Source organism: Arenimonas malthae CC-JY-1, assembly GCF_000747075.1.
Taxonomy (GTDB): Bacteria; Pseudomonadota; Gammaproteobacteria; order Xanthomonadales; family Xanthomonadaceae; genus Arenimonas; species Arenimonas malthae.
In genome coordinates this window covers 21,008-45,887 of record NZ_AVCH01000063.1, presented here as the reverse complement: position 1 = coordinate 45,887, position 24,880 = coordinate 21,008, and the positions used below count along the sequence as shown (strand labels likewise).

General features: G+C 69.2%; 21 protein-coding genes and 3 tRNA genes. 9 read left to right on the top strand and 15 right to left on the bottom strand.

The genetic code is table 11. The features are described from left to right. The 5 genes from N790_RS04215 to N790_RS04195 all read left to right on the top strand — a co-directional run. Positions 1–2,384: tetratricopeptide repeat protein (locus N790_RS04215; RefSeq protein WP_052385675.1), on the top strand; the 2,384-nt coding region annotated here is incomplete at its 5' end. Continuing rightward, positions 2,368–3,132, top strand: a complete 765-nt coding sequence (locus N790_RS04210) for a sensor histidine kinase (protein ID WP_211251950.1) — start codon at positions 2,368–2,370, stop codon at positions 3,130–3,132. The genes N790_RS04215 and N790_RS04210, both read left to right, overlap by 17 nt. Beyond that, complete coding sequence (locus N790_RS04205) at positions 3,129–3,788, top strand: response regulator (protein ID WP_043801130.1); 660 nt, start codon at positions 3,129–3,131, stop codon at positions 3,786–3,788. The genes N790_RS04210 and N790_RS04205 overlap by 4 nt, the downstream gene beginning before the upstream one ends. A 64-nt stretch (positions 3,789–3,852) precedes the next feature. Beyond that, positions 3,853–4,317 carry an LEA/WHy family protein gene (locus N790_RS04200; protein ID WP_043801128.1) on the top strand — a complete coding sequence of 155 codons (465 nt, stop codon included), beginning with the start codon at positions 3,853–3,855 and terminating at the stop codon, positions 4,315–4,317. Between the two features lie 19 nt (positions 4,318–4,336). Beyond that, positions 4,337–6,127, top strand: a complete 1,791-nt coding sequence (locus N790_RS04195; protein ID WP_043801125.1) for an acyl-CoA dehydrogenase C-terminal domain-containing protein — start codon at positions 4,337–4,339, stop codon at positions 6,125–6,127. A 25-nt stretch (positions 6,128–6,152) separates the two neighbouring features. Here the strand turns inward: N790_RS04195 and N790_RS04190 are convergent, their stop codons facing one another. The 10 genes from N790_RS04190 to thrS form a co-directional block, all read right to left on the bottom strand. Continuing rightward, positions 6,153–7,529: a GGDEF domain-containing protein gene (locus N790_RS04190; protein ID WP_043801123.1), complete on the bottom strand. Its 1,377-nt coding sequence runs from the start codon at positions 7,527–7,529 to the stop codon at positions 6,153–6,155. A 163-nt stretch (positions 7,530–7,692) separates the two neighbouring features. After that, positions 7,693–7,769: transfer RNA gene (locus N790_RS04185), tRNA-Pro, on the bottom strand. Positions 7,770–7,840: 71 nt separating this feature from the next. Next, a complete protein-coding gene (locus N790_RS04180; RefSeq protein ID WP_034210355.1) occupies positions 7,841–8,197 on the bottom strand; it encodes a MerR family transcriptional regulator in 357 nt (118 codons plus the stop codon). Further along, positions 8,178–8,477, bottom strand: coding sequence for an integration host factor subunit alpha (locus N790_RS04175; RefSeq protein WP_034222882.1), 300 nt, complete (start codon positions 8,475–8,477; stop codon positions 8,178–8,180). The genes N790_RS04180 and N790_RS04175 overlap by 20 nt, the downstream gene beginning before the upstream one ends. A 34-nt stretch (positions 8,478–8,511) precedes the next feature. Then, complete coding sequence (gene pheT / locus N790_RS04170; RefSeq protein ID WP_043801112.1) at positions 8,512–10,881, bottom strand: phenylalanine--tRNA ligase subunit beta; 2,370 nt, start codon at positions 10,879–10,881, stop codon at positions 8,512–8,514. Between the two features lie 16 nt (positions 10,882–10,897). After that, a complete protein-coding gene (pheS, locus tag N790_RS04165; protein ID WP_043801111.1) occupies positions 10,898–11,893 on the bottom strand; it encodes a phenylalanine--tRNA ligase subunit alpha in 996 nt (331 codons plus the stop codon). Positions 11,894–11,996: 103 nt separating this feature from the next. Beyond that, positions 11,997–12,356: a 50S ribosomal protein L20 gene (gene rplT / locus N790_RS04160; RefSeq protein WP_043801108.1), complete on the bottom strand. Its 360-nt coding sequence runs from the start codon at positions 12,354–12,356 to the stop codon at positions 11,997–11,999. Positions 12,357–12,368: 12 nt separating this feature from the next. Continuing rightward, positions 12,369–12,572, bottom strand: a complete 204-nt coding sequence (rpmI, locus tag N790_RS04155; protein WP_026816738.1) for a 50S ribosomal protein L35 — start codon at positions 12,570–12,572, stop codon at positions 12,369–12,371. Between the two features lie 230 nt (positions 12,573–12,802). Beyond that, positions 12,803–13,330 (bottom strand): translation initiation factor IF-3, encoded by a 528-nt coding sequence (infC, locus tag N790_RS04150; RefSeq protein WP_084062614.1) that lies wholly within the window; start codon positions 13,328–13,330, stop codon positions 12,803–12,805. A 36-nt stretch (positions 13,331–13,366) separates the two neighbouring features. Beyond that, the gene (gene thrS, locus N790_RS04145) at positions 13,367–15,274 is read right to left on the bottom strand and encodes a threonine--tRNA ligase (RefSeq protein WP_043801104.1); all 1,908 of its coding nucleotides are present in this window, start codon (positions 15,272–15,274) and stop codon (positions 13,367–13,369) included. Between the two features lie 242 nt (positions 15,275–15,516). Here thrS and N790_RS04140 point away from each other — a divergent pair, with 242 nt between their 5' ends. Continuing rightward, a complete protein-coding gene (locus N790_RS04140) occupies positions 15,517–16,452 on the top strand; it encodes an aminotransferase class IV (protein WP_043801098.1) in 936 nt (311 codons plus the stop codon). Further along, a complete protein-coding gene (locus N790_RS04135; RefSeq protein WP_211251949.1) occupies positions 16,449–17,180 on the top strand; it encodes a sulfotransferase-like domain-containing protein in 732 nt (243 codons plus the stop codon). Before N790_RS04140 ends, N790_RS04135 begins: the two co-directional genes overlap by 4 nt. Before the next feature lie 77 nt (positions 17,181–17,257). Here N790_RS04135 and N790_RS04130 read toward each other — a convergent pair. From N790_RS04130 to uvrB, 3 genes are all read right to left on the bottom strand, one after another. Continuing rightward, positions 17,258–17,332, bottom strand: a tRNA-Val gene (locus N790_RS04130). A 48-nt stretch (positions 17,333–17,380) separates the two neighbouring features. Then, on the bottom strand, positions 17,381–17,635 hold the full coding sequence (locus N790_RS04125) for a hypothetical protein (protein WP_043801096.1): 255 nt from the start codon (positions 17,633–17,635) through the stop codon (positions 17,381–17,383). Between the two features lie 131 nt (positions 17,636–17,766). Next, positions 17,767–19,776: an excinuclease ABC subunit UvrB gene (uvrB, locus tag N790_RS04120; protein WP_043801095.1), complete on the bottom strand. Its 2,010-nt coding sequence runs from the start codon at positions 19,774–19,776 to the stop codon at positions 17,767–17,769. Between the two features lie 150 nt (positions 19,777–19,926). Here uvrB and N790_RS04115 point away from each other — a divergent pair, with 150 nt between their 5' ends. Both N790_RS04115 and N790_RS04110 read left to right on the top strand, forming a co-directional pair. Then, complete coding sequence (locus N790_RS04115) at positions 19,927–20,469, top strand: GspH/FimT family pseudopilin (protein WP_043801092.1); 543 nt, start codon at positions 19,927–19,929, stop codon at positions 20,467–20,469. A gap of 49 nt (positions 20,470–20,518) precedes the next feature. Next, positions 20,519–20,595 (top strand) — tRNA-Asn (locus tag N790_RS04110). A gap of 63 nt (positions 20,596–20,658) precedes the next feature. Here the strand turns inward: N790_RS04110 and N790_RS04105 are convergent. After that, positions 20,659–21,075 carry a type IV pilin protein gene (locus N790_RS04105; RefSeq protein WP_043801091.1) on the bottom strand — a complete coding sequence of 139 codons (417 nt, stop codon included), beginning with the start codon at positions 21,073–21,075 and terminating at the stop codon, positions 20,659–20,661. A 3-nt stretch (positions 21,076–21,078) separates the two neighbouring features. Beyond that, a complete protein-coding gene (locus tag N790_RS15125; protein ID WP_156969920.1) occupies positions 21,079–24,870 on the bottom strand; it encodes a PilC/PilY family type IV pilus protein in 3,792 nt (1,263 codons plus the stop codon). Positions 24,871–24,880: the final 10 nt, after the last annotated feature.

Here is a 24,880-nt window from a genome sequence, read left to right as displayed (position 1 = left end):
CGCGCGACCTGCGCCCCGGCCGCGGCCTGCTCGCGGCGGCCGCCGGCCTTGCCGCCGTCGCGGCCCTGGTCCTGAACTGGCCGACTGCGCCGGAGCCTGAATTCGCCCCCCAAACCGGGCTGCCCACGCCGGACCGGCTGGTGGTCCTGGCCGATGCCGTGCCCGGATCGGACGACGCGCTGGCCGGCGCCGCCGAGCTGGTGCGCCATGGCCTGTCTTCGGCGCCGGGCCTGCCGGTGGTGGATGCCGAACGCACGCGCATCGCGCTGGCGCAGGCGGGCATGGGCAGTCGCCTGCCGACGGACTCCGGCCTGCTGGACGTCCTGCCGGCGACGCAGGTGCTCAGGCTTGCACGCGGCGCAGACGGTGCACTGGTGGCGACGCTGGCGACGGCGGACCGGTCCCCGCCGCGGAGTTTCAGTGCCGGGTCCGGCACGCCGCTGGCGGAAGCCGCCGGTGCCGCCACGGAAGCCCTGGGGCTGGGCCGGTTGCCCGGGGGGCTCTGGCCCGCCACCGAGGCCCTGCTGGGCGACTACGGCCAGGCGCTGGAGCAACGCCTCTCCGGGCGGCTGGAAGCCGCGACGCTGGCATTCACGCAACTGACCGAAAAAGCGCCGGGGTTCGGTGCCGGCTGGCTTGGCCTGGCGGAGACGGCGCGCCTGGCCGGCCAGCGTGGCCTGGCCGCGCAGTCGGCGCGGCGCGGGGCCCGGCAGGCGCCCGCCTACGCCGAGCGCCTGGCGCTGCTGGCCAGCCTCGCCGATGGCGAACTGGAACCACCGCAGGCGGCCTGGCAGGCGCAGGCAACCGCGAAGCCGGACGACCTCGACGCGCTGCTGCACCTGGCCGAGGTGCACCTCGAGCTTGGTGCCTTCGAAGCGGCCGAAGGCACGCTCCGGTCACTGCTCGACCGCGACCCCCGGGATCCGCGCGCCTGGTTCCTGCTGGGCAAGACGGCGATCCTGCGCGGCGACCCGCGTGCGGCGGTGGAGGAACACCTGGTGCGGGCGCTGGTGCTCTACAAGCGCGGGCGCAGCCCCTTCGGCGAAGCCGAAACCACCAATGCGCTGGGCGTGGGCTATGCCCGGCTGGGCCAGCCCGACGACGCCGCCGAGCAATACGCCAAGGCACTCGCCCTGCGGCGGGAGCTCGGGGACCGCCGCGGCGTGGCCAGCAGCCAGCGCAACCTGGCGCAACTGGCGATGGTGCGCGGTGAATTCGACGAGGCGAACGAGCGGCTGGCCGAGGCCGCCGCGCTGTTCGCGGCCCTCGGCGACGACGCCGGTGCCGCCGCCGTGGACAACGAGCTGGGCTTGCTGGCGGAGGAGCACGGCAACTACGCCGGGGCCCTGGCCGCCTACACGCGTGCGCTGCGCGCGCGCGAGGCCGCGCGGGACCCCCAGGGCGTCGCCGAAAGCCTCAACAACATCGGCTTCGCCCACTACCAGCTCGGCGAGTACGACAACGCCGGCGTGTTCTGGCGACAGTCCCGCGAAGCCTTCCGTGCCATCGACGACCGCAACGGCATGGTCCGCGCCGGCCAGAACCTCGGCCTGCTGGCCATCGCGCGCGGCGACTGGGAGGAGGCCCGCCACCTGCTCGAACAGTCGCTGGGGGAAGCCGAGGCGCGGCATATGCTCGAGGAAGCCGCCGTGAGCCACCGGAACCTGGCCGAGCTGGGCATCGTGCAGGGGCGGCTGGCGGAAGCCGCCGGCCACCTGGCCGAGGCGCGCCGCCTGTTCGGCGAACGCGACGACCAGCGCGGGCTGGTGGACGCCAGCCTGCTGGAAGCGCGCCTGCTGGCCGCCGCCGGGCAGGAGCGCCGCGCCGTTGCCCTGCTCGGCCGGCTGGAGGCCGACCTGCCGCAGAGCTCGCTCGAGCAGCGCGCCATCGCCGCGTTGCTCGAAGCCCGGCTGCACGACACGGCCGGCGACGCGTCGAAGGCGGGGCAGTCGCTCGCCCAGGCCCGCGCGCTCGCCGGCGAGGCCGGGCTGCGGGTCCGCCGGCTGGAGGCCGACGTGCTCGGGAAGGTGGAAGCCGGCGGCGAGGCCGCGCTCCAGGCCGAGGTCGACCAGCTCGGCAACCTGCCCCTGCAGCTGGCGTGGCTCGAGCAACTCACGCACGCGCGGCTCGGACGCGGCGACGCCGCCGGCGCGGCGACGGCCTATCGCCAGGCCGCGGCACTGCTGTCGCGTCGCGGCGGTTACGTGCGCGCCGCGCAACTGCATGCACTGGGAGAACGCGCGCTGGCGGCGGCTGGCGATCCGGCCGCCGCCGCGGCCGGCGATGCGGCCCGCGAGGCCGCCGCGGCGCTGGAAGCCGAATCGACTGCCGGGTGGATGCATCGCCTGGGCGAAGAGGGAACGAATGATGGTCCAGACCCCTGAAACCCTGGCCGAAACCGTCGCTCGCCTGCGCGAGGACTATCGCGCGCTGATGCAAAGGCTGGAAGCCAACCAGGAAGAGTTCCGGCGCCTCGGGCGGGCGGCGTTCCGGATCCAGGAAGAGGAACGGCGGCGCCTGTCGCGCGAACTGCACGACGGGCTCGGCCAGAACCTCACCGCGCTCAAGCACCGCCTGTCGCTGCTGGGCACGCGGGCCGGCCCCGATGCCGCCTGGATCGCGGGCCTGGAAGAGGCCATCGAGCTGTGCAACCGAAGCCTGGCCGAAACGCGCGAACTCTCGCGGCTGCTGCGCCCGCAGATCCTCGACGACCTGGGCCTGGAGGCGGCGCTGGGCTGGCTGGGTCGCACCCTCGGCCCGCCGGCCGGCGTGGACATCCGCGTCCGCGTCGCGCCGCTGCCGACGCTCGACGGCGACTTGCAGACCCTGGTCTTCCGCGTGGTGCAGGAAGCGCTGGTCAACATCGCCCGGCACGCCGGCGCCGGCGCGGCCTGGGTGCACGTGGGCGAAGCGGCCGGGATCCTGCGCCTGGAAGTGGGCGACGATGGCCGGGGTTTCGACGTCGAGGCGGCCCAGGCGCGCGCCAGCCGGGGCGAAAGCGCCGGCCTGGGTGGCATGCGGGATCGCCTGGCGCTTTACGGCGGCCGGCTGCACATCAGCTCCGGCCCCGGCGGCACGCGGCTCGAGGCGGCCGTGCCCTTGCCCGGACCGGATGGCACACTCGCGCCATGAGCCACCTCCCGGGCCGCGGCCTGCGTGTCCTGATTGCCGACGACCACACCCTGGTCCGGGAGAGCATCGTGTCGGTGCTCGAAGCCGCGGGCGTCTGCCAGGTCGTGGGCCAGGCGGCCAACGGGCTCGAGGCGCTGGCGCTGGCCGGGGAACTGCGGCCGGACGTGGCGATCATCGACCTGTCGATGCCCCACCTTGGCGGGCTCGAAGTGGTGCGCCGCCTGCGCAGCCAGTGCCCGGAAACCCGCGTCATGGTGCTGACCATGCACGACGACCAGGAGTACCTGCTGCACGCCGTGAGGGCCGGCGCGACCGGATTCCTGCTCAAGGACAGCCCGGCCTCCGAGATGGTGGCGGCCGTGCGCAACGTCGGCGAGGGCCGCGGCCACTTCAGTCCCCAGGCGTCGCGCCTGCTGGCCGAACAGCTCCGGCAGCCGGATCGCACGCTGGACGACCCCTACGGCAGCCTCACCCCCCGCGAGCGGGAAGTCTTCCACCTCCTGGTCGAAGGCCTGAGCACCAAGGAGATAGCGCGGCGGCTCGGCATCAGCACCAAGACCGCCGAGAACCACCGGGCGCGCGTGCTGGCCAAGCTCGAGGCGCGCAACACGGCCGACGTCATCCGCTATGCGGCCCGGCGCGGGCTGATGCGCTGACTCAACGCGCCGGCAACATACGGGCTGGTATGCTTCGGGGGTTGCCCTTCGGAGTCCGACCGCGATGCGCAAGCTGCCCGTTTTCCTCGTCCTGCTGATGGCCACCTTGCTTGCCGCCTGCGCCGGCGGCCCGCCCAAGCGGGTCTACCCGCCGCAGGCCAGCCTGCAGGAACTGCGGGTCCAGGACGACGGACGCTGGCTGGCCCGCATCCGCATCCAGAACTTCAGCACGGTGCCCATGCGCTTCTCGCGGCTGCAGGCCACGCTCACGGTGGGCGGCGCGGAAGCCACCCGCTTCGACTTCGACCCGGGCCTGAGCGTGGGCCCGGGCTCCACCGAAATCATCGAGCAGGCCTTCGCGCCCGCCGCCGGCCCCAAGGCCGCCGTGGACGCCGCCCTGGCCAGCCGCCGCAGCGTGCGTTACGCGCTGGAAGGCCGCCTGGCCAGCTCCGACCCCGGCACCGACGACCCCTTCGAATTCCAGAGCGCGCTCGACCCCGTCCCGGGGCTCGAGGGCGTGCTGCGCTGACTGACCGAGGACCCCACGCATGAACCGCTACACCGCCCCCGTGCGCGACATGAAGTTCGCGCTCTACGACGTCATCGGCGCCGACAAGCTGTACGCGAAGCTCGGCATCGAACACGCCCAGCGCGACCTGCTCGACGCCGTCATGGAAGAAGCCGCGCGCTTCAACGAAACCGTGCTGGCCCCGCTCAATGCGGTCGGTGACGAGCACGGCTGCGGCTTCGACAAGGCCACCGGCGCGGTCACCACCCCGCCCGGCTACAAGGAAGCCTATGCACAGTTCGTCGAAGGCGGCTGGAGCGCGCTCACCGCGCCCGAACACCTCGGCGGCCAGGACCTGCCGGAGAGCTTCGGCGCCGCGCTGAAGGAAATGATCGACGCCGCCTGCCTGAGCTGGGGCAACTACCCGCTGCTTTCGCACGGCGCCACCGAGGCGCTCAAGCACCACGGCGAGGCCTGGCAGCAGGAGGTCTTCCTCAAGCCCATCATCAGCGGCCAGTGGACCGGCACCATGTGCCTGACCGAGCCGCACTGCGGCTCCGACCTGGGCCTGCTCAAGACGAAGGCGGAACCGCAGGCCGACGGCAGCTACGCCGTCACCGGCACCAAGATCTTCATCACCGGCGGCGAGCACGACTTCACCGACAACATCGTGCACCTGGTGCTGGCGCGCCTGCCGGATGCGCCGGCGGGCACGAAGGGCATCTCGCTGTTCATCGTGCCCAAGCTGCGCACCGCGCGCGACGGCACCGTGGGCGAGCGCAACGCGGTGCGCTGCGGCTCCATCGAACACAAGATGGGCATCCACGGCTCCGCCACCTGCGTGATGAACTTCGACGGCGCCCAGGGTTACCTGATCGGCCAGCCGAACAAGGGCCTCAATGCGATGTTCACCATGATGAACACCGCGCGCCTGGCCGTGGGCCTGCAGGGCCTGGCCCTGATCGACCGCAGCTACCAGAACGCGCTGGCCTACTCGCGCGACCGCCTGCAGGGCCGTTCGCTCTCGGGCGCCAAGAACCGGGACAAGCCGGCCGACCCGCTGATCGTGCACCCGGACATCCGGCGCATGCTGCTCACCTGCAAGTCGCTGGCCGAGGGCGGGCGCATGCTGGCCCTGCATGCGGCGACGCTGGTGGACGTGCTGGAGCGCTCGAAGGATGAAGCCGAGCGCAAGGACGCCGACACGCTGCTCGGTTTCCTCACCCCGATCGTCAAGGGCATGCTCACCGAGTGGGGCAACGAATGCGCCTACCACGCGCTGCAGTGCTTCGGCGGCCACGGCTACGTGCGCGAATGGGGCATGGAGCAGCTGGCGCGCGACGCCCGCATCACCACCATCTACGAAGGCACCACCGGCATCCAGGCGCTCGACCTGCTGGGCCGCAAGACCATGCAGCTGCAGGGCGCCGGCCTGCAGATGTTCCTGAAGATGATCCAGGAATTCTGTACCGAGCACGCCCAGGACGCCTCGCTCACCGAGTTCGTGCTGCCGCTGGCCGAAGTGGCCAAGCAGTGGGGTGAACTGACCATGGAAGTCGGCAAGAAGGCCATGGCCAACGCCGACGAAGTGGGCGCGGCCTCGGTGGACTACCTGTTCTACTCGGGCTACGTGGCCCTGGCCTTCTGGTGGGCCAAGGCGGTGGCGGTGGCCGAGGCGGGCGACCATCCGGCCGGCTTCAAGTCGGCCAAGCGCGAAACCGCCCGCTTCTACTTCGCCCGCATCCTGCCGCGCACCCAGGCCCATGCGGCCGTGATGCGCAGCGGCGCCGGCAACCTGCTGGGCCTGGACGCGGCGCTGTTCGACAGCTGACCGCGCTGCCCGCGCGGACCGGGCCTCAGGAGGCGAGCCGTCGCGCCCGCTTCTGGGCGTACATGGCCTGGTCCGCGGCTTGCAGGAGCTGCGACAGGGTGGCCGCGTTCCCCGCGGCCGTCGCGATGCCGAAACTCGCGGACACCTGGCGGCCCAGGGACGCCACCGGGGGGGCCAGCAGCTGGTCCTGGATGGCCCGGACGATCCCGCCCGCCTTCGCTTCGTCCGACCCGGGCAGGAAGATGGCGAACTCGTCGCCACTGAGGCGGCCGATGAAATCCTCGCGGCCAAGGCGTTCCTTGCAGCGCTGGACCAGCTCGCACAGCGCGACGTCTCCGCCGGCGTGCCCGTGCGTGTCGTTGAGCTCCTTGAGTCCGTCGACGTCGAGCATGACGATCGACGCCGGCCGGCCCTGCGCCAGCAGGCTGGCCAGTTCCGTGGCCGCCCGGTCCTCGAACCAGGACCGGCTGAGCGCGCCCGTCAGGCCGTCATGGCTGACCTGTTCACGCAGCCGCTGGTTCGCGGCGTAAAGCGCCGGAACCGCCAGGCCGAGGTAGGAATTGGCGGCCAGGCTGATCACGGCGAACTGCAGAATCAGTGCGTCGTTGCCCACGTTGACGGTTGCCGCCGCCCCCACCGTCAGCAGGCTGAAGCCCAGGAGCCCCAACTGGGCGCTCGCCCGGCTTTCCGTATGCACCACCCACAGCTGCAGCACCACCGGCAGCACCAGCATCACCAGCAGGGCCCGGCTGTTGGAAAATTCCAGGTAGGCGACCAGGATGGCCAGGGTGGTCGCGAACAGCAGGCCGAGTTTCCCGGCTGCGGATTTGCGCAGGCGCCACGGGCCCCACTCGAACGCGGGAAAGCGCCGCACGCCGGCGGTGCCACCCATCCACCGGATCACCAGGGCAAGCACGGGCGCCAGTGTCACCAGGGCGGCGTAGTCGCCGATCCACCAGGCCGAGGCCAGCTCGAACAGGTCCGGGGCTTCCAGCAGGTCGGTCTGGTTCAGGCCCACGGCGCCCAACACCGCGGCCAGCAGGGCGCCCAGGGCGCCGAGCAGCAGGAACTGCGAGACCGCGCGCAAGGTCAACTCGGTCGGCGCCGACGGCGCCAGGCGCCGCAGCATCATTGCCGGCAGCGCGTAGGCCCCGGTGTGGATCAGCGCGAACACCAGGCTCGACGAGGCCAGCACGCCCAGGCGCAGGTCGTCCTGGTTCGCCGACTCGGTCAGGTAGGTCCCCAGGACGCAGGCGACGAAAACCGCCGGCGCCGCCCGCCACCCCACGCTGTACAGCCCGGCGAAGGTAACCGCGGCCGGCGGGAACCAGAGGCTCGCGTGCGGCGCGTGCTCCAGCGCGGCGGCCAGCAGGAAACTGCCCAGCCACAGCAGCAGCAACAACGGGTGCAGCAACCACGACCGCCACCAACCCGCTTGCATCGACGCTCCCCCTGCCCGTCGCCAGGACCGAATGTGCGCATCCTAGCGCGCCGGAAAGCAAAAACCCGCCTCTCGGCGGGTCTGCTTTCGCCGGCCCGGGGGGGCGGGCGGCCTTGCCACGAATTGGTCGGGACGGTGAGATTCGAACTCACGACCCCTAGCACCCCATGCTAGTGCGCTACCAGGCTGCGCTACGCCCCGATTCGTGTCCCGGCCGGAGCCGGGTTGCCGATTATACGCAAGCCCGGGGCTTTGTGTGTAGGAGCGGCTGTTTAACGGCGAAGCAACTGCAGGACTTCTTCCAGCTCCATGCGCACCTGCTTGACGATCTGCGCGGACATGCTGGTCTCGACGCGTCCGGCTTCGCCTTCCAGGCGCTGGCGCGCGCCGGAGATGGTGTAGCCCTGTTCGTACAGCAGGCCGCGGATCTGGCGGATCATCAGCACGTCGTGGCGCTGGTAGTAGCGGCGGTTGCCGCGCCGCTTCACCGGCTTGAGGCTGGTGAATTCGGTTTCCCAGTAACGCAGCACGTGCGGCTTGACGTCGCAGAGCTCGCTTACTTCACCGATGGTGAAGTAGCGCTTGGCCGGGATCGGCGGGAGTTCCCGGTTACTGCCTGGATCCAGCATAGGCTTCCACTCGCTCCTTCAGCTTCTGTCCCGGACGGAAGGTCACCACGGTGCGGGCGGAGATGGGAATCTCCTCCCCGGTCTTGGGGTTCCGGCCCGGACGCTGGTTCTTCTGGCGCAGGTCGAAGTTGCCGAAGCCCGACAGCTTGACCTGCTGCCCACGCTCCAGCGCCTCCCGCAACGCATCGAAGAAGGAGTCCACGAATTCCTTGGCCTCGCGCTTGTTCAAGCCAACTTCCTCGAACAGGCGCTCGGCCATTTCGGCCTTGGTCAGTGCCATAACATCCCCTGTAACCCGCCGTTGCCGGCGGCCATCATGACCGCAACCGCGCGCCGCAGTCCCTGGCCAGCGCCTCGAGGGCGGTGGCGACGGCCTGGTCGGCGTCGCGGTCAGTTAGGGTGCGTGAAACGTCCTGCAGAATCAAGCCCATAGCCAGACTCTTTGAGCCGCTCTCTAGGCCGGGGCCGACGTAGCGGTCGAACAGCACGACCTCGCGCAGCAGGCCGCCCAGGGCCGCCTGCAGGCTGGTTTCCAGGGCCGCCCAGGGGGTGGTTTCCGGCACGACGAGCGCGATGTCCCGGCGGACGGACGGGAACCGGGACAGTTCCCCGGCCCGGGGCACGTCGCGGGCGGCCAGCGGGGCCAGGTCGAGCTCGAAGCCCACCACCTCGCCGTCCAGGTCCAGCGCCCTGGCCAGGCGCGGGTGCAGGTGGCCGACCCAGCCGATGCGCCGGCCGTCGCGCCAGACCGAGGCGCTGCGGCCGGGGTGGCCCCAGGGGCTGTCGTCCGGGCGGAACTCGGCGCGGGCACCGGCCAGGGCCAGCAGGCCCTCGACCTCGGCCTTGAGGTCGTAGAAGTCGACGTCGCGGTCGTCCAGCGCCCACTGCTCGGCCGACTGCGGGCCGCAGGCCACGGCGGCGATGCGCGGGGTCTCGCGCGGCGCGCCGTCGGCCAGGTGGAACACCTTGCCCAGCTCGAACAGGCGAACGCGCGGCTGCTGGCGGGCGCGGTTGCGGCCCAGGGCCGAGACCAGGCCGGGCAGCAGCGCCGTGCGCATCACGCCGAGTTCGGCGGTGAGCGGGTTGGCCAGCGCCACGGCGCCATCGGACAGCTGCCAGGCTTCCAGCGTGGCCGCATCAAGGAAGGCGTAGTTGATGGCCTCGATGAAATCGCGGCCGGTCAGCTGGCGGCGCAGCACGGCGTCGGCCACGCGGGTTTCGCTGGGCGCCACCAGGCGCACCTCGCCGGTGGGCGTGGTGGTCGGGATGGTTTCGTAGCCGTGGATGCGGGCGATTTCCTCGACCAGGTCTTCTTCGATGGCGATGTCGAAGCGGCGGCTGGGCGGCAGCACCGACCACCCCTCGGCGGTGGCCTCGACCTGCATGCCCAGCGCGCGCAGGATGCGCTCGACCTCGGCGTCGGCCACGGCCACGCCCAGCACGCGCTTCAGGCGCGCGCGGCGCAGGGCCACGGGCCTGGCCTGCGGCAGGAATTCCGGCAGCACGGCCTCGGTGATGGCGCCAGCCTGGCCGCCCATGATTTCCAGCACCAGCGCGGTGGCGCGCTCGAGCGCCAGGCGCGGCAGCTGCGGGTCGACGCCGCGCTCGAAGCGGTGCGAGGCGTCGGTATGCAGGCCCAGCCGGCGGGCGCGGCCGATGATGGCGTCGGGCGCGAAGTGCGCGCTCTCGAGGAACACGCGCGTGGTGGCGTCGGTGACGCGGGTGTCCCAGCCACCCATCACGCCGGCCAGCGCCACCGGGCGGTCGCCGTCGGTGATGGCGAGGAACCCGTCGTCCAGCGCCACTTCGCGCTCATCGAGCAGCTTGAGCGTTTCGCCCGCGCGGGCGCGGCGCACGCCGACCGGGCCGGCCAGTCTGGCGGCGTCGAAGGCGTGCATGGGCTGGCCCAGCTCGAGCATGACGTAGTTGGTGATATCCACCAGCGGGCTGATCGGGCGCAGGCCGGCGCGCTTGAGGCGCTCGGTCATCCACAGGGGCGAGGCGGCCTTCGCATCCACGCCCTCGATGACGCGGCCGCAGTAGCGCGGGCAGTCGGCGCCGGCGCCCAGCGCCACCTCGAAGGCGGCCGCGCTGGTGGCGGCGGCTTCGGGAATGGCCATCGGGGTGACGTGGGCGCCCAGGGCGGCGGCCACGTCGAAGGCGATGCCGCGCACGCTGAAGCAGTCGGCGCGGTTGGGCGTGAGCTTGAGCTCGAAGCTGGCGTCGGGCAGGCCCAGGAACGCGGCGATCGGCTCGCCCACCGGGGCGTTCGCCGGCAGCTCGAGCAGGCCGGAGGCGTCGGCGTCGATGCCCAGTTCCTTCGCGGAGCACAGCATGCCCTGCGAATCCACGCCGCGCAGCTTGGCGGCGCCGATGGCGATGCCACCGGGCAGCTTCGCGCCGACCGTGGCCAGCGGCGCCTTCAGGCCCGGGCGGGCGTTCGGCGCGCCGCAGACGATCTGCACGGTGCCGGCGCCGGTGGCGACCTGGCAGACCTGCAGGCGGTCGGCCTCGGGGTGCCGTTCGCAGGAAAGGATCTCGGCCACGAGCACGCCGTCCAGGCCCTCGCCCAGCACCTGCAGCTCCTCGACCTCGAGGCCGATGGCGGTCAGGCGCGCGGACAGCTCCTCGCGCGGCGCGGCGGTGGTGACGTGTTCGCGAAGCCAGCTTTCGGGGAATTTCATCTCTGCCCTCCTTGGCTCAGGCGAACTGCCGCAGGAAGCGGCCGTCGTTCTCGAAGAAGCTGCGCAGGTCGTTCACGCCGTAGCGCAGCATGGCGAAACGCTCGACGCCCAGGCCGAAGGCGAAGCCGGTGTACTTCTCGGGGTCGATGCCGCAGGCGCGCAGCACGTTCGGGTGCACCATGCCGCAGCCCAGTACTTCCAGCCAGCGGGTCGAGCCGTCCGGCTGCTGCCAGGCGATGTCCACTTCGGCAGAGGGTTCGGTGAAGGGGAAATAGCTGGGGCGGAAGCGCATCTCGAAATCGCGTTCGAAGAAGGCGCGCACGAATTCGGCCAGCGTGCCCTTGAGGTCGGCGAAACTGGAGGTTTCGTCCACCAGCAGCCCTTCGACCTGGTGGAACATCGGCGTGTGGGTCTGGTCGCTGTCGCTGCGGTAGACCTTGCCGGCGGCGATCATGCGCAGCGGCGGCTTGTTCGACTGCATGAAGCGCACCTGCACGCCCGAGGTGTGCGTGCGCAGCAGGCGACCGTCCGGGAAGTAGAAGGTGTCGTGCATGGCGCGCGCCGGATGGTGCGGCGGGAAGTTGAGCGCCTCGAAGTTGTGGAAGTCGTCCTCGATCTCCGGGCCGTCGGCCAGCTGGTAGCCCAGGCGCGCGAAGATGTCGGTGATGCGCTCGAGCGTGCGCGACACCGGGTGCAGGTTGCCCACGGCGGCGCCGCGGCCCGGCAGGGTCACGTCGATGCGCTCGCTGGCCAGGCGCTGCGCCAGCGCGGCCTCTTCCAGCGCCGACTTGCGCGTGGCGATGGCCGCCGACAGCGCGTCCTTGGCGCGGTTCACGGCTTCGCCGGCCAGCTTGCGCTGCTCCGGGGCCAGGGCGCCAAGCTGCTTGAGCTGGCCGGTGATGGTGCCGCTCTTGCCCAGAAGGGCGACGCGCAGGGCGTCGAGCGCCTCCAGGCTGGCGGCGGCTTCGACCTCGGCCAGGGCCGAGCGGGTCAGGGATTCGATGTCGGACATTCTCGGCTCGTCTTCCGCGTCCAGAAAACAAAATGGGGAAGGACTCTCGCCCTTCCCCACTTCGGTCTTGCCTGCGTGCGGCGAACCGCCGCAGGCAGTGGCCTTACGCCGCGAGAGCGCGCTTGGCCTGCTCGGCGATCACGCCGAAGGCGGCCGGATCGTGGATGGCGATGTCAGCCAGGGCCTTGCGGTCCATGGTGATGTTCGCCTTCAGCAGGCCATTCATGAAGCGGCTGTAGCTCAGGCCGTGCATGCGGGCCGCGGCGTTGATGCGCACGATCCACAGGCTGCGGAACTGGCGCTTCTTCTGCTTGCGGCCGATGTACGCGTACTGCTGGGCCTTGGTGACGGCCTGCTTGGCGACGCGGAAAACCTTGCGGCGGGCGTTGTAGTAGCCCTTCGCGAGCTTGATGATCTTCTTGTGACGGCGGCGCGCCGTGACACCACGCTTGACTCGTGCCATTTCTTATTCTCCTCAGAGGTACGGCAGCATGCGGTCCAGACGGCCCGCGTCCTCGGCACGAACGTGGTTCGTCTGCCGGAGGTTGCGCTTCCGCTTGGTCGCCTTCTTGGTGAGGATGTGGCTACGGTTCGCGTGGCCAGCCTTGTACTTGCCGGAAGCGGTCTTCCGGAAGCGCTTGGCCGCCGCCCGATTGGTCTTGATCTTGATCTTGGCCATGGGAGTCCCTTTGGGATTTATTGGTTACTGGCCTGGGCGGTGGCGGGTGCCACGCTTTCCTTCCTGCCCGTGCCGGCTTGTAAGCCATTGATTCCCAAGGGAACCAATGGCAGGTCCATGACGACTTCGCCCGATGTTCCGGGCCCGGATGCCGCACCGGGAGCCCGCCGGAAAGCCGGCGAGCCGCGAATTATGCAACAAAACCAAGGCGTTGTGTAGGCGACGCCCGGTTATTTCTTCTTGGGCGCGACCATCATGATCATCTGGCGGCCCTCGAGGCGGGGGCGCTGCTCGATGACCACTTCGTCGCCCAGGTCGGCCTCGATGCGCTTGGCCATCTCGAGGCCCAGCTCCTGATGGGCCATCTCGCGGCCCTTGAAGCGGATGTTGACCTTGACCTTGTCGCCCTCCTCCAGGAACCGGCGGAGGTTGCGCAGCTTGATGTTGTAGTCGCCGTCGTCGGTGGTCGGGCGGAACTTGAGTTCCTTGATCTCGACGATCTTCTGCTTCTTCTTGGCGGCGTTCGCCTTCTTCTGCAGGTCGAACTTGTACTTGCCGTAATCCATGATGCGGCAGACCGGCGGATCCGCGGTGGGCTGGATCTCGACCAGGTCGACGCCGGACTCTTCGGCCAGCGCAAGCGCTTCGTCGCGGGACAGGACGCCGACCATCTCGCCGTCCAGGCCGATCACGCGCACGCGCGGGACCCGGATCTCGAGGTTCTTGCGGTTGCCCTTGTCGGAAGATGAAGTATTGATTCGCGTGTTCCTTGTTTGTGACTGAAACCGGCCGCCTCAGGCGACCGGGCCGTTCTCTTCGCGCAGCTTGGCCAGGAAGTCCTCGACCGACAGGGTCCCCAGGTCCTCGCCCGACCGCGTGCGCACCGCAATCATCCCATTTTCCTTCTCGCGGTCGCCAACGACCAGCAGGTAGGGGACTTTTTGCAGGGTGTGCTCGCGGATCTTATAGCCGATCTTCTCGTTCCGCAAATCGGACTGGACCCGGAAGCCTTGATTCACAAGGGTTTTCCGGACCGTCTCGGCCCAGTCGGCCTGGGCGTCGGTGATGTTCATGACCACCGCCTGGACCGGGGCCAGCCAGGCCGGGAAGGCGCCGGCGTGGTTTTCCACCAGGATGCCGATGAAACGCTCCATGGAGCCGACGATGGCGCGGTGCAGCATGACCGGGTGCCGCTTCGTGGAGCTTTCGTCCACGTACTCGGCGCCCAGGCGTCCCGGCATCATGAAGTCGACCTGCATGGTGCCCAGCTGCCAGGTGCGGCCGATGGCGTCCTTGAGGTGGTATTCGATCTTCGGGCCGTAGAAGGCGCCCTCGCCCGGCAGTTCTTCCCAGGCCACGCCGCAGGCCGACAGGGCCGCGCGCAGGGCGTTTTCGGCCTTGTCCCAGGTGGCGTCGTCGCCCAGGCGGTTGTCGGGGCGCAGGGCGATCTTGATCTGCACGTCGCTGAAGCCGAAGTCGGCGTACACGCGCAGGGCCTGGCGGTGGAAGGCGGTGACCTCGGACTCGATCTGGTCCTCGGTGCAGAACACGTGGCCGTCGTCCTGGGTGAAGCCGCGCACGCGCAGGATGCCATGCAGCGCGCCAGAGGGCTCGTTGCGGTGGCAGGCGCCGAACTCGCCGTAGCGGATCGGCAGGTCGCGGTAGCTGTGCAGGCCCTGGTTGAACACCTGCACGTGGCCCGGGCAGTTCATCGGCTTGAGCGCGTAGGTGCGCTTCTCCGACTCGGTGAAGAACATGTTTTCCTTGTAGTTGTCCCAGTGGCCGGACTTCTTCCACAGGGAAACGTCGAGGATCTGCGGGCAGCGCACTTCCTGGTAGCCCGAGGCGCGGTAGACGCGACGCATGTACTGCTCGACCACCTGCCACAGCTGCCAGCCCTTCGGGTGCCAGAACACCAGGCCCGGCGCCTCTTCCTGGATGTGGAACAGGTCGAGCTGCCTGGCGATCTTGCGGTGGTCGCGCTTCTCGGCTTCCTCGAGCTGGGTCAGGTAGGCCTTGAGGTCCTTGTCGTTGAGCCAGGCGGTGCCGTAGATGCGGCTGAGCATCTGGTTGTTGCTGTCGCCGCGCCAGTAGGCGCCGGCCACCTTCATCAGCTTGAACGCGCGCAGCTTGTCGGTGCCCGGCACGTGCGGGCCGCGGCACAGGTCGGTGAACTCGCCCTGGGTGTAGAGCGACAGGTCTTCGTTGGCCGGGATCGATTCGATGATCTCGGCCTTGTAGTGCTCGCCCAGGCCCTTGAAGAAGGCCACGGCCTCGTCGCGGCTCTTGACGCTGCGGGTGACCGGCAGCGCTTCCTTGACGATCTTCTGCATTTCCGCCTCGATCGCCGGCAGGTCTTCCGGCGTGAACGGGCGCTCGTAGGCGAAGTCGTAGTAGAAGCCGTTGTCGATCACCGGGCCGATGGTGACCTGCGCGCCGGGGAAGAGGCGCTGCACGGCCTGGGCCAGCAGGTGGGCGGTGGAGTGGCGAAGCACGTCCAGCGCGTCCGGATGCTTGTCGGTGACTATCTCGAGCGAAGCGTCGTTCTCGATGCGGAAGCTGGCGTCCACCAGCTTGCCGTCCACCTTGCCACCGAGCGCGGCCTTGGCCAGGCCGGCGCCGATGGAGGCGGCCACCTCGGCCACGGTGACGGGGTGTTCGAACGGGCGGCGGCTGCCGTCGGGAAGCGTGATGTTGATCATTTCGGGTCTTGGGCTGTGGAGCGCGGGCAAGAAAAAAGGGCGCCAGGCGCCCTCGCGGATGCGAAGCCTGGCAGGTCGTCTACTGGGTGGTGGTAGTGCTCATGTCGCACGCTCGGCGCCGGTTTCCCGGGGCCACCTTGTCTCAGCCCTTGACGGCTGCAAAGGTAGGCCGCGGGGGCCTGAAAGTCAATGAAAACAGGCCTTTCCGGGCTAGACTCGGGGTTCCCCAGGGAGACCCGCGCATGGCCCAGAGCATCCACGACTTCCACGACGACCCCCGCAACGCCTCGATCCTGGTCTGGATCAACGGCCGGCTGGTGCCCCGGGCCGAAGCCACGGTGTCGGTGTTCGACAGCGGCTTCGTGCTGGGCGACGGCGTCTGGGAAGGGCTGCGGGTGGTCGGCGGCCAGCCGGTGTTCCTCGACGCCCACCTCGACCGGCTGTTCGAGGGCGCCAAGGCCATCGCGCTCGATATCGGCATGGACCGCCGCGGCCTGGAGCGGGCCATCCGGGAAACCCTGGCCGCCAACGCCATGCACGACGGCGTGCACCTGCGCCTGATGGTGACCCGCGGGGTGAAGCGCACGCCCTACCAGGACCCGCGCGTCACGATCGGCCCGGCCACGGTGGTGATCATTCCCGAGCACAAGAACCCCAAGCCCGAAACGCTCTCCACCGGCCTCAAGCTCTTCACCGTGCACGTGCGCCGCGGCTTCCCGGACGTGCAGGACCCCAAGCTCAACAGCCACAGCAAGCTCAACTGCATCACCGCCTGCATCCAGGCCACCCATGCCGGCGCCGACGAGGCGCTGATGCTCGACCCGCACGGCTTCGTGGCCACCTGCAATTCCACCCACTTCTTCATCGTGCGCAAGGGCGAAGTCTGGACCTCCACCGGCGATTACTGCCTGGGCGGCATCACCCGCGCCAACGTGCTGCAGGTTTGCCGCGAGGCCGGCATCCCGGCGCGCGAGAAGAACTTCAGCCTCACCGAGGTCTACTCGGCCGAGGAGGCCTTCTGCACCGGCACCTTCGCCGGCGTGGTGCCGGTGCGCGAGATCGACGGCCGCACGATCGGCGACGGCCGGCCCGGGCCGATGGTGGCGCGGCTGCAGGGGCTTTACCGGGACCTGGTGCAACGCGACGTGCTGGTTCGCGCCGGGGAGAAGCTGGCGTGAGCCCGCTGCGGATCGCCATGTGGAGCGGCCCGCGCAACATTTCCACGGCGATGATGCGGGCCTGGGAAAACCGCCCGGACTGCGCGGTGAGCGACGAACCGCTGTACGCCGCCTACCTGGCGATGACCGGCGCCGACCACCCGGGCCGCGACGAAGTGATCGCCGCCGGCGAAACCGACTGGCGCAAGGTGGCCGACGCCCTGCTGGGCCCGGTGCCCGGCGGCCGGCCGGTCTGGTACCAGAAGCATATGAGCCACCACCTGCTGCCGGGCATGGACCACGGCTGGATCCATGGCCTGCACAACTTCTTCCTGGTGCGCGATCCGGCCGAGGTGGTGGCGTCCTACCTGCGCTCGCGCGCCACGGTGGAGCCGGCCGACATCGGGCTGCTGCAGCAGGGCGAGCTGTTCGACGAACTGGCCGACGCCAGCGGCCGGGCGCCCACCGTGATCGACGCCGGCGACTTCCTGGCCGCGCCGGAGGCCCACCTGCGGGCGCTGTGCGCCGAACTGGGCCTGGACTTCACCGACCGCATGCTGCACTGGCCCGCCGGCCCGCGCGACAGCGACGGCGTGTGGGCGCCGCACTGGTACGAGGCGGTCTGGCGTTCGACGGGGTTCGAGGCGCCGGCGGCCAAGGACGTCCGGCTCGATGCCCGGGGCCAAGCGGTGGCCGAGGCCTGCCGGCCGGTCTACGAGCGGCTGCGCAGCCACCGACTGCGGCCCTGAGGGCCGGAAAAACAGAAGCCGCCCGGAGGCGGCTTCAAAGGCTGTTCCGATGCTTGCCATCCCCCCGATTCAAGGGATGGTGGGCGGTACAGGTTTCGAACCTGTGACCCCTACCATGTCAAGGTAGTGCTCTACCGCTGAGCTAACCGCCCGCAAGGGCCGCGAAGTATAACAAGCGGCCCGCGGGAGGACAACGGCGGTCAACGACCCAGGCCGTGGCGCCGGGCGCACTCCTCTTTCCGGTCGGCCACTGCGTGCTCGTCGGTGCGGATCGTGGCGGCATGGCTGAGCTCGCAGGCCTTGGCCTTGGCGCGCGCCAGCAACCCGGGGCTTTCGTGGACGGGCGCGGGCCCGATGCCGGCCAGCGCCTGGGCACCCTGGCTGGCGCCGGCCACCAGGCCCAGCGACATGACGAACAGGCTGGCGAGCAGCCCCCTGAAACCCAAGGTCCCCATGGGTTCGACTCCAGCACGCGGGCCGGCCTCTGCGGACGCTCCGGTCCGGGCGGGTCACCGTCGGGGGCGGATCCCCTACCCGCCCCTGGGGCTTGTTGTACCCCCCTGCCAGAAGTAATGCAACGACCCGGTCAGGCCATCAGGCCCTGGGTGCGCAGGCGGTGGATTTCGTCGCGGACGCGGGCCGCTTCCTCGAACTCCAAGTCGCGGGCGTGCTGGTGCATCTTCGCCTCGAGCTGCTTGAGCCGCGCGGCGAGCTGGGCCGGGTCGAGCAGCGCGTAGTCGGCGCCCTGGTCGGCCACCTTGCGGCCGCGGCCGCGCGCGTCCTCGGGCTCGCTGCGCGCGCCTTCCATCACGTCCATCACCGCGCGCACCACCGACTTCGGGGTGATGCCGTGGGCCAGGTTGTACTCGACCTGCTTCTGCCGGCGACGGTCGGTCTCGTCGATCGCGGCCTTCATCGAGTTGGTCATGCGGTCGGCATAGAGGATGGCCTTGCCGCGCACGTTGCGGGCGGCGCGGCCGATGGTCTGGATCAGCGAGCCGGTGGAACGCAGGAAACCCTCCTTGTCGGCGTCGAGGATGGCCACCAGCGATACCTCGGGCATGTCCAGGCCTTCGCGCAGCAGGTTGATGCCCACCAGCACGTCGAACACGCCCAGGCGCAGGTCGCGGATGATCTCGACGCGCTCGACCGTGTCCACGTCGCTGTGCAGGTAGCGCACCTTCACGTCGTGCTCGGCCAGGTAGTCGGTGAGGTTCTCCGCCATCTTCTTGGTGAGCGTGGTGATGAGCACGCGGTCGCCCTGCTTCACCCGCTCGTGGATCTCCGACAGCACGTCGTCCACCTGGGTGGCGACGGGGCGGATCTCGACCTCCGGGTCGATCAGGCCGGTCGGGCGCACCACCAGCTCGACCACCTGGTCGCCGGATTTCTCCAGTTCGTACTTGCCCGGCGTGGCGGACACGAAGATGGCGCGCGGCGAGCGGCGTTCCCATTCCTCGAACTTCAGCGGGCGGTTGTCCAGCGCGGACGGCAGCCGGAAGCCGAATTCAACCAGGGTTTCCTTGCGCGAGCGGTCGCCCTTGTACATGGCGCCGATCTGCGGAATGGTCACGTGCGATTCGTCCACCACCAGCAGCGCGTCCGGCGGCAGGTAGTCGAACAGGCAGGGCGGCGGCTCGCCCGGCATCTGCCCAGTGAGGTGCCGGCTGTAGTTCTCGATGCCCGAGCAGAAGCCCACCTCGGCCATCATCTCGATGTCGTACATGGTGCGCTGCTGCAGGCGCTGGGCCTCGAGCAGCTTGTTGGCCTTGTACAGCACCTCCATGCGCTCGGTGAATTCGGCCTTGATGGTCTCGATGGCCTCGAGCACGGTGCGGCGGGTGGTGACGTAGTGCGACTTCGGGTACAGCGTGTAGCGCGGCAGCTTGCGGGTGACGTGGCCGGTGAGCGGGTCGAACAGCGACAGGTTCTCGATCTCGCCATCGAAAAGTTCGATGCGCAGGGCCTCGATCTCGGATTCGGCCGGGTGCACGTCCACCACCTCGCCGCGCACGCGGAAGGCACCGCGCACCAGCTCGGTCTCGTTGCGGCTGTACTGCATCTCGGTGAGGCGGCGGATCAGCTCGCGCTGGTCGATGCGGTCGCCCTTGACCAGGTGCAGCACCATCCGGAAGTACTCGTTCGGGTCGCCCAGGCCGTAGATGGCCGAGACGCTGGCCACGACGATGGCGTCGCGGCGCTCGAGCAGGGCCTTGGTCGCCGACAGGCGCATCTGCTCGATGTGTTCGTTGATGTTGCTGTCTTTCTCGATGAAGGTGTCCGTGCTCGGGATGTAGGCCTCGGGCTGGTAGTAGTCGTAGTAGCTGACGAAGTACTCGACGGCGTTGTTCGGGAAGAAGGACTTGAACTCGCCGTAGAGCTGGGCGGCCAGGGTCTTGTTCGGCGCCAGCACCAGGGTGGGTTTCTGCACCGCCTCCACGACGTTGGCGATGGTGTAGGTCTTGCCCGAGCCGGTGACGCCCAGCAGGGTCTGGTGCGCCAGGCCCGCCTCGAACCCGTCCACCAGGCGGCGGATGGCCTGCGGCTGGTCGCCGGCGGGCTGGTAGGGGGCGACGAGCTGGAAGCGGTCGGACACGGGGGACGTCCTCGCAGGGGCAAACGAGCAGTATAGCGGCGCGCCGACGCGCACCCGGGCGTGCTTCCTACATGGGGACGCGGGGACCTCCCGTTCAAGCCTCGGGAGCCGCCGGGGACACTGGCTACCGGCTTCCCAGGGGTGACGGCCATGTCCAGGCAGGTCAGGGGTTTCACGCTGGTCGAACTGGTGGTGACGGTGCTGGTGCTGGCCATCGCCCTGGCGGTGGCCATGCCGGCGTTCGGTGCACTGCGCGAGCGCATGGTCGCCATGAACACCTTCCATGCGCTCACCGTGGCGCTGATGTCGGCGCGCATGGCTGCCATCACCCACGGCCGGCCGGTGACCGTCTGTCCCAGCGCGGACGGGCTAAGCTGCCGACTGGACCTGCGCTGGGACCAGGGCTGGATCGTGTACCGGGACCCGGCGCGCTCGCCCCAGCCGAAGGATGCGCTGGACATCCTCTGGGTCGAACAACGCGCCCCCGGGCCGGTGGCGGTGCGCAGCACGGTGGGTCGCCACCGCGTGCGCTACCAGCCCAGCGGGTTCTCGGGCGGCAACAACCTGAGCCTGCGCGCCTGCAGCCGCCGGGGCGCACGATTGCTGGGCGCCGTGGTGGTGAACCTGGGCGGCCGCGCCCGCGTGGAATGGGCCCGGGAGGCCGAAAACCCGCCCTGTCCCTACGTTCCCTGAGCCACGAGGGCTTGACCGGGGGGCCGTGTCGTTTAAAATGCCCGTCCCCGCCCGAATAGCTCAGCCGGTTAGAGCACTTGACTGTTAATCAGGGGGTCGTTGGTTCGAGTCCAACTTCGGGCGCCAGATGAAATGAAAAAGGCTCGCAGCGATGCGAGCCTTTTTCTTTTGCCGCCCGGCGAAGGCCCGTTACCAGCAGTCCGCCACCGTGCCCGTGCCGGTTTCGGTCTTGGCGCCGATCTGGTTCAGGCCCAGCGTGCCGCACTTGGTGTCCCGGGACGCCTGGATGTTCTGCGGGGTGGCCGAGAGCGAGAAGGCAGAGGCCGTGGGCTCGCCCACCACAGCGAAAACGTAGAAGCCCGCCAGTTCCTGCTCGCAGGCCAGGTCCGGGACGTCCGCATCCACGTAGCTCATGTTGGTGGTGTAGTAGCGCTCCATGAACTGCGCCATCTCGGTCAGGCAGGCCGTCGCCACCGAACGACGGGTATTCGTCGTGTAGTCGATGTAGGCGGGGTACGAGATGCCGGCGAGCACCGCGATGATCGCCACGGCGATCATCAGCTCGATCAGCGTGAAGCCACGTTCCTTGTTCTGCTGCTGGGTCATCGGTCAGTCCTCTCCGTACAGTTCACGCCACGACATGCGGCGCGGCGAACCCGGGCCGCCCACCTGCGGCGCCGCGGGCACCTCTTCGCAGGTGCCGTCCGAGCCGCAGACCAGCACCAGGTCGTCGATCTGGCTCGACTCGGTCGGCATGCCGACGCCCAGGTCCACCGAGCCGATCGGCAGGGCGTCGTCGCCTTCGCCAATCGTGTCATTGGAACCGGTCCCGTTGCCATCCGTATCGAAGAAAGACGAGGAGCTGCCGCCGCCATCCGGACCCTCCGGACTGGTGCCGGTGAATACGTCGATGGCATTGAGGTAGCCGCTGCCGCCCGACTCGCAGCCATTGCCCTCGGACGGGATGACGCTGGAGACGAAGGCCGCGCGGCCGTTGACGCGCGCACCACTGACGACCCGCTCGCCGGGGGTCGGCTCGTCGAGGTCGATGAACCAGCCGCGGGAGCCGGCAGGCAGGACGGCGTGAGCCTCGAAGGCACGGACGCTGCGACCCTGGGCATTGGTGCCCACGATCGCGATGTCACGCTCGGTGAGGTCATCGCGGCCGTCGATGGTGGTGCTGTTGTTGTCGATGATGCCGTACCAGGTCTGGACGGCCGTCGAAGCCATGTCGCTGATCGAAATCAGACGGCCGGTGCCGAAGGTGACCCAGATGCGCGGGTTCGCGGATTCGCGGGCCAGCGCCAGGCCGCCGGTGATCGGCTGCGGATTGCCGTCGGCGTCGGTGGCGGTGAACAGGGGCGAACCACCCAGGCCGACGACCCAGTCCCCTGCATCGGCGGAGGAAACATCGAACTTCCAGACATTGCCGCGCAAGTCACCGGCATAGATGTAGTCGGCCTTGCCGTCGGCATTCATGTCCGCGGCGCGCGGCGAGGACAGGCCATTGCTGCCGCCCACGCCGGTGTCGATCTTGGCGATCTGGCTGCCGTCGGTCACGTCATAGATGTAGAGCACGGCGTGGCCATTGGTGCTGTCGATGCCATTGGGGACGACGGCGAGAATCTCGTCATTGTTGCCCTTCACGATCAGCGGCAGGCCCAGAACGTAACCCATGTCAGCGTCGCTGGCCGCGGTCTTGTCCCACAGCACGTCGCCGGCGGCGATGCCGTCCGGATCGGACACGTCGATCGCGAAGGCGCCCTTGCCACCGCGACCCAGGGTGCCCACCAGGTAGTTGGTGCCCGACACCAGACGGTAGCTCGACACCGCCACCGGGCCATCCACGAAGAAGTCGTGGGTGTAGGCCGGGTCGCTAAGGGTAGCCAGGCTGGCGAAGTTCAGGCCGGCCGGGACGTAGGAGAACGTGACGTTGCCGGTGAGCGCGTCGATGGCGTGCAGCATGCCGTCGTTGGCACCGACGAAGATGTGCTCGGAGTCGCGGATGTAGAAGGGCGAGGAGTTGATGATGTCGCCCAGCACGGTGGTGCGATTGCGCAGCACGCCGCCGGCCGAGATCTCGAGCGACTGGTCGCCCTTGATGTAGTTGGCGTTGTTCGCGCCCGTGACGATCGCCGGGCCGGTGCTGCGGGCAAGCGCGGTGGCCTGGGCACTGGTCGGGAAGGTCGTGCCTGCCGAGCCGCTCCAGGTGAGCACCGGGCGGCGGTGGAAGTCATCGCCGGTCTGGTTGTTGTCGTAGCTGGCGTCGATACGGCTGGTGACGCGCCAGGCTTCGGTATTGGCAATGCCGCCCGCGGCCGTCACGTCGCGCGCCACCAGGTCGCCGGTCCACGAACCGGTGCGATAGGTCGCCTGGTACATGCGGGTGTCGGACTGGAAGGTGGTGCTGTTGGTGGCGACGTTCGAACCCGAGGCCAGGCGCGACTGGATCAGGCCGAGCACGCCCGACAGGGCCGTGCTGAAGCTCTCCGCATTGCTCGCGGCGATGAATTCACCGTGGCCATTCACGGCGGCATGCAGCAGGTCGTCGATGCGCTCGGCATCTTCCGCATTGGTCGGGTCGGGCCAGTTCACCGCGCTGCCGTTAATGCGCGGGCGGCCGTCGCGGAGCACTTCGGCCACCGAGCCCTGGTCCACGGTGCCCTTGAGGCCAATCGAAATGCCGAAGGTGACCATGTGCTGCCAGAACGCCGGGTTGCTGGCGCCCGTCGGAACGATGTTGTCCAGGTCGGTGCGCAGGTCGGTCTTCCAGTACTTCATCGCCACGTCGGCCAGCGTGTTGCTGTAGTTCGTGGTCGTGCCGGTGTCCTGGTAGGGGTGCGAACGCGTGTAGCGGACGGTGTCGGTGTTGTCCTCGGGATTCTCGATGGACAAGCCGCTCACGCCATCCTGGTCGCCGATGGTCCGGGTGCCGATGCTGCCGTTCCAATAACCGTCGGTGGTCAGGATGGCGAAGTTCTGGCGGCAGGCCAGCTGGTCGTCGCCCGTGGCGGGGCCATACGGGCCGGACGCGCCGCTTCCCGTGAAGTACTCGCCGGTGTCATAGAGCGCGGCGCGCAGCGGCGTGCCGCTGTTGCCCCGGGCATTGAAGAGCTTGGAGAACCACGTGGTACGCGCCGTGCCCTCGAACACGCCGTTGTTACCGTCTTCGACGGGAATGGCGTAGTTCGTGTTGCCGTTGTTCTGGTGCAGCGAGCGGAAGCCGACGCGGACGTTGTCGGAGAGATCGTTGAAGGCCTCGCTGGCGCCCGCCTTGGCGGTCTTCATGCGGGTGCGGTGGTAGGAGAACCAGGTCGCGTAGTTCTCGAGTTCCTGGGCCTCGGTGCGGCCCGCGACGGGAGTGACGATCGTGCAACCACCCCAGCCGTAGCTGCTTGCGGACACGGGGGCACAGCCGGCATCCGCTGCGGCGCCGGTGACGTCGACGGTCAGGGTGAGCTGGGCGAAGCTGCGGTAGGCATAGACCTGTACGCGCCAGTTGCCCGAGCCGGGGTTGTTGATTTCGCAAAGCTCGTTGCTGTCGTTGCTTTCGCCGCTGCAAACCGTGTTCCAGCTGCCGGTGTTGCGCTGGACGTAGATGTCGGCGTCGGTGTCGCTGCCCACGGTTTCCACGCGCAGCCGCGTCGCGCCGGCGGGAACGGTGAACGTGTAGTAGGCACTGTTACCCTGGTTCAGCGCGATGCCACTCTGGGTAATGAGGTTGGTGGTGGTCGGCGGGAAATCGCCATAACCACCGCCCAGCACCAGTTCGCTGCGCACGACATGGGTCGCCCCGTTCACCGTGCGGACCTGGTAGCGGTAATAGTTCGTGGTTTCCTGAAGGTAGGCTACGCCCGTCTGCGCCGGGTTCTTGGGCACGTAATAGGTCTGGATGCCGCCGCACACTTCGGTGCTGTCGCCGTTGCGGTCGTAACTTTCGCAGTCGCTGTCGAGGGTGAGGTCGAGCGTGTCGAACTCGCCGCCAGTACCGGGCCCCGCGTGGTTGAACGAACCGAAGACCGAAGTCATCGTGGTGCCGCCGGTCATGCGGGTGCCGTCGGCGTTCTGCCAGGGCTCGTAGTCCACCGCCGGGTTGTAGAAGACGGTGTTGCCGACGTAGGTCGAGTTGGTGATGGTGTTGCCGCTGCAGCTGCCGTTGTTGGCGCGTCGGCAGATTTCCGGGATGGCGGCGTTCGGCATGGTGGTGAACGCCATCGAGCCTGAGTCGTCGAGCACGAACATGATGTTGGGCTCCACGTCGCCCGCGCCGGTCTGCAGCGGGTAGGACGGGAAGCTCTGCGCCATCACCGAGGTCACCGGCAAGGCCAGCAACGTGGCTGCGAACGCGGCCAGCGTGGGCAGGGAGCGCTTGCGGAACTGTGGGGCGGTTTGCGTGTTCATGCGGGTCACC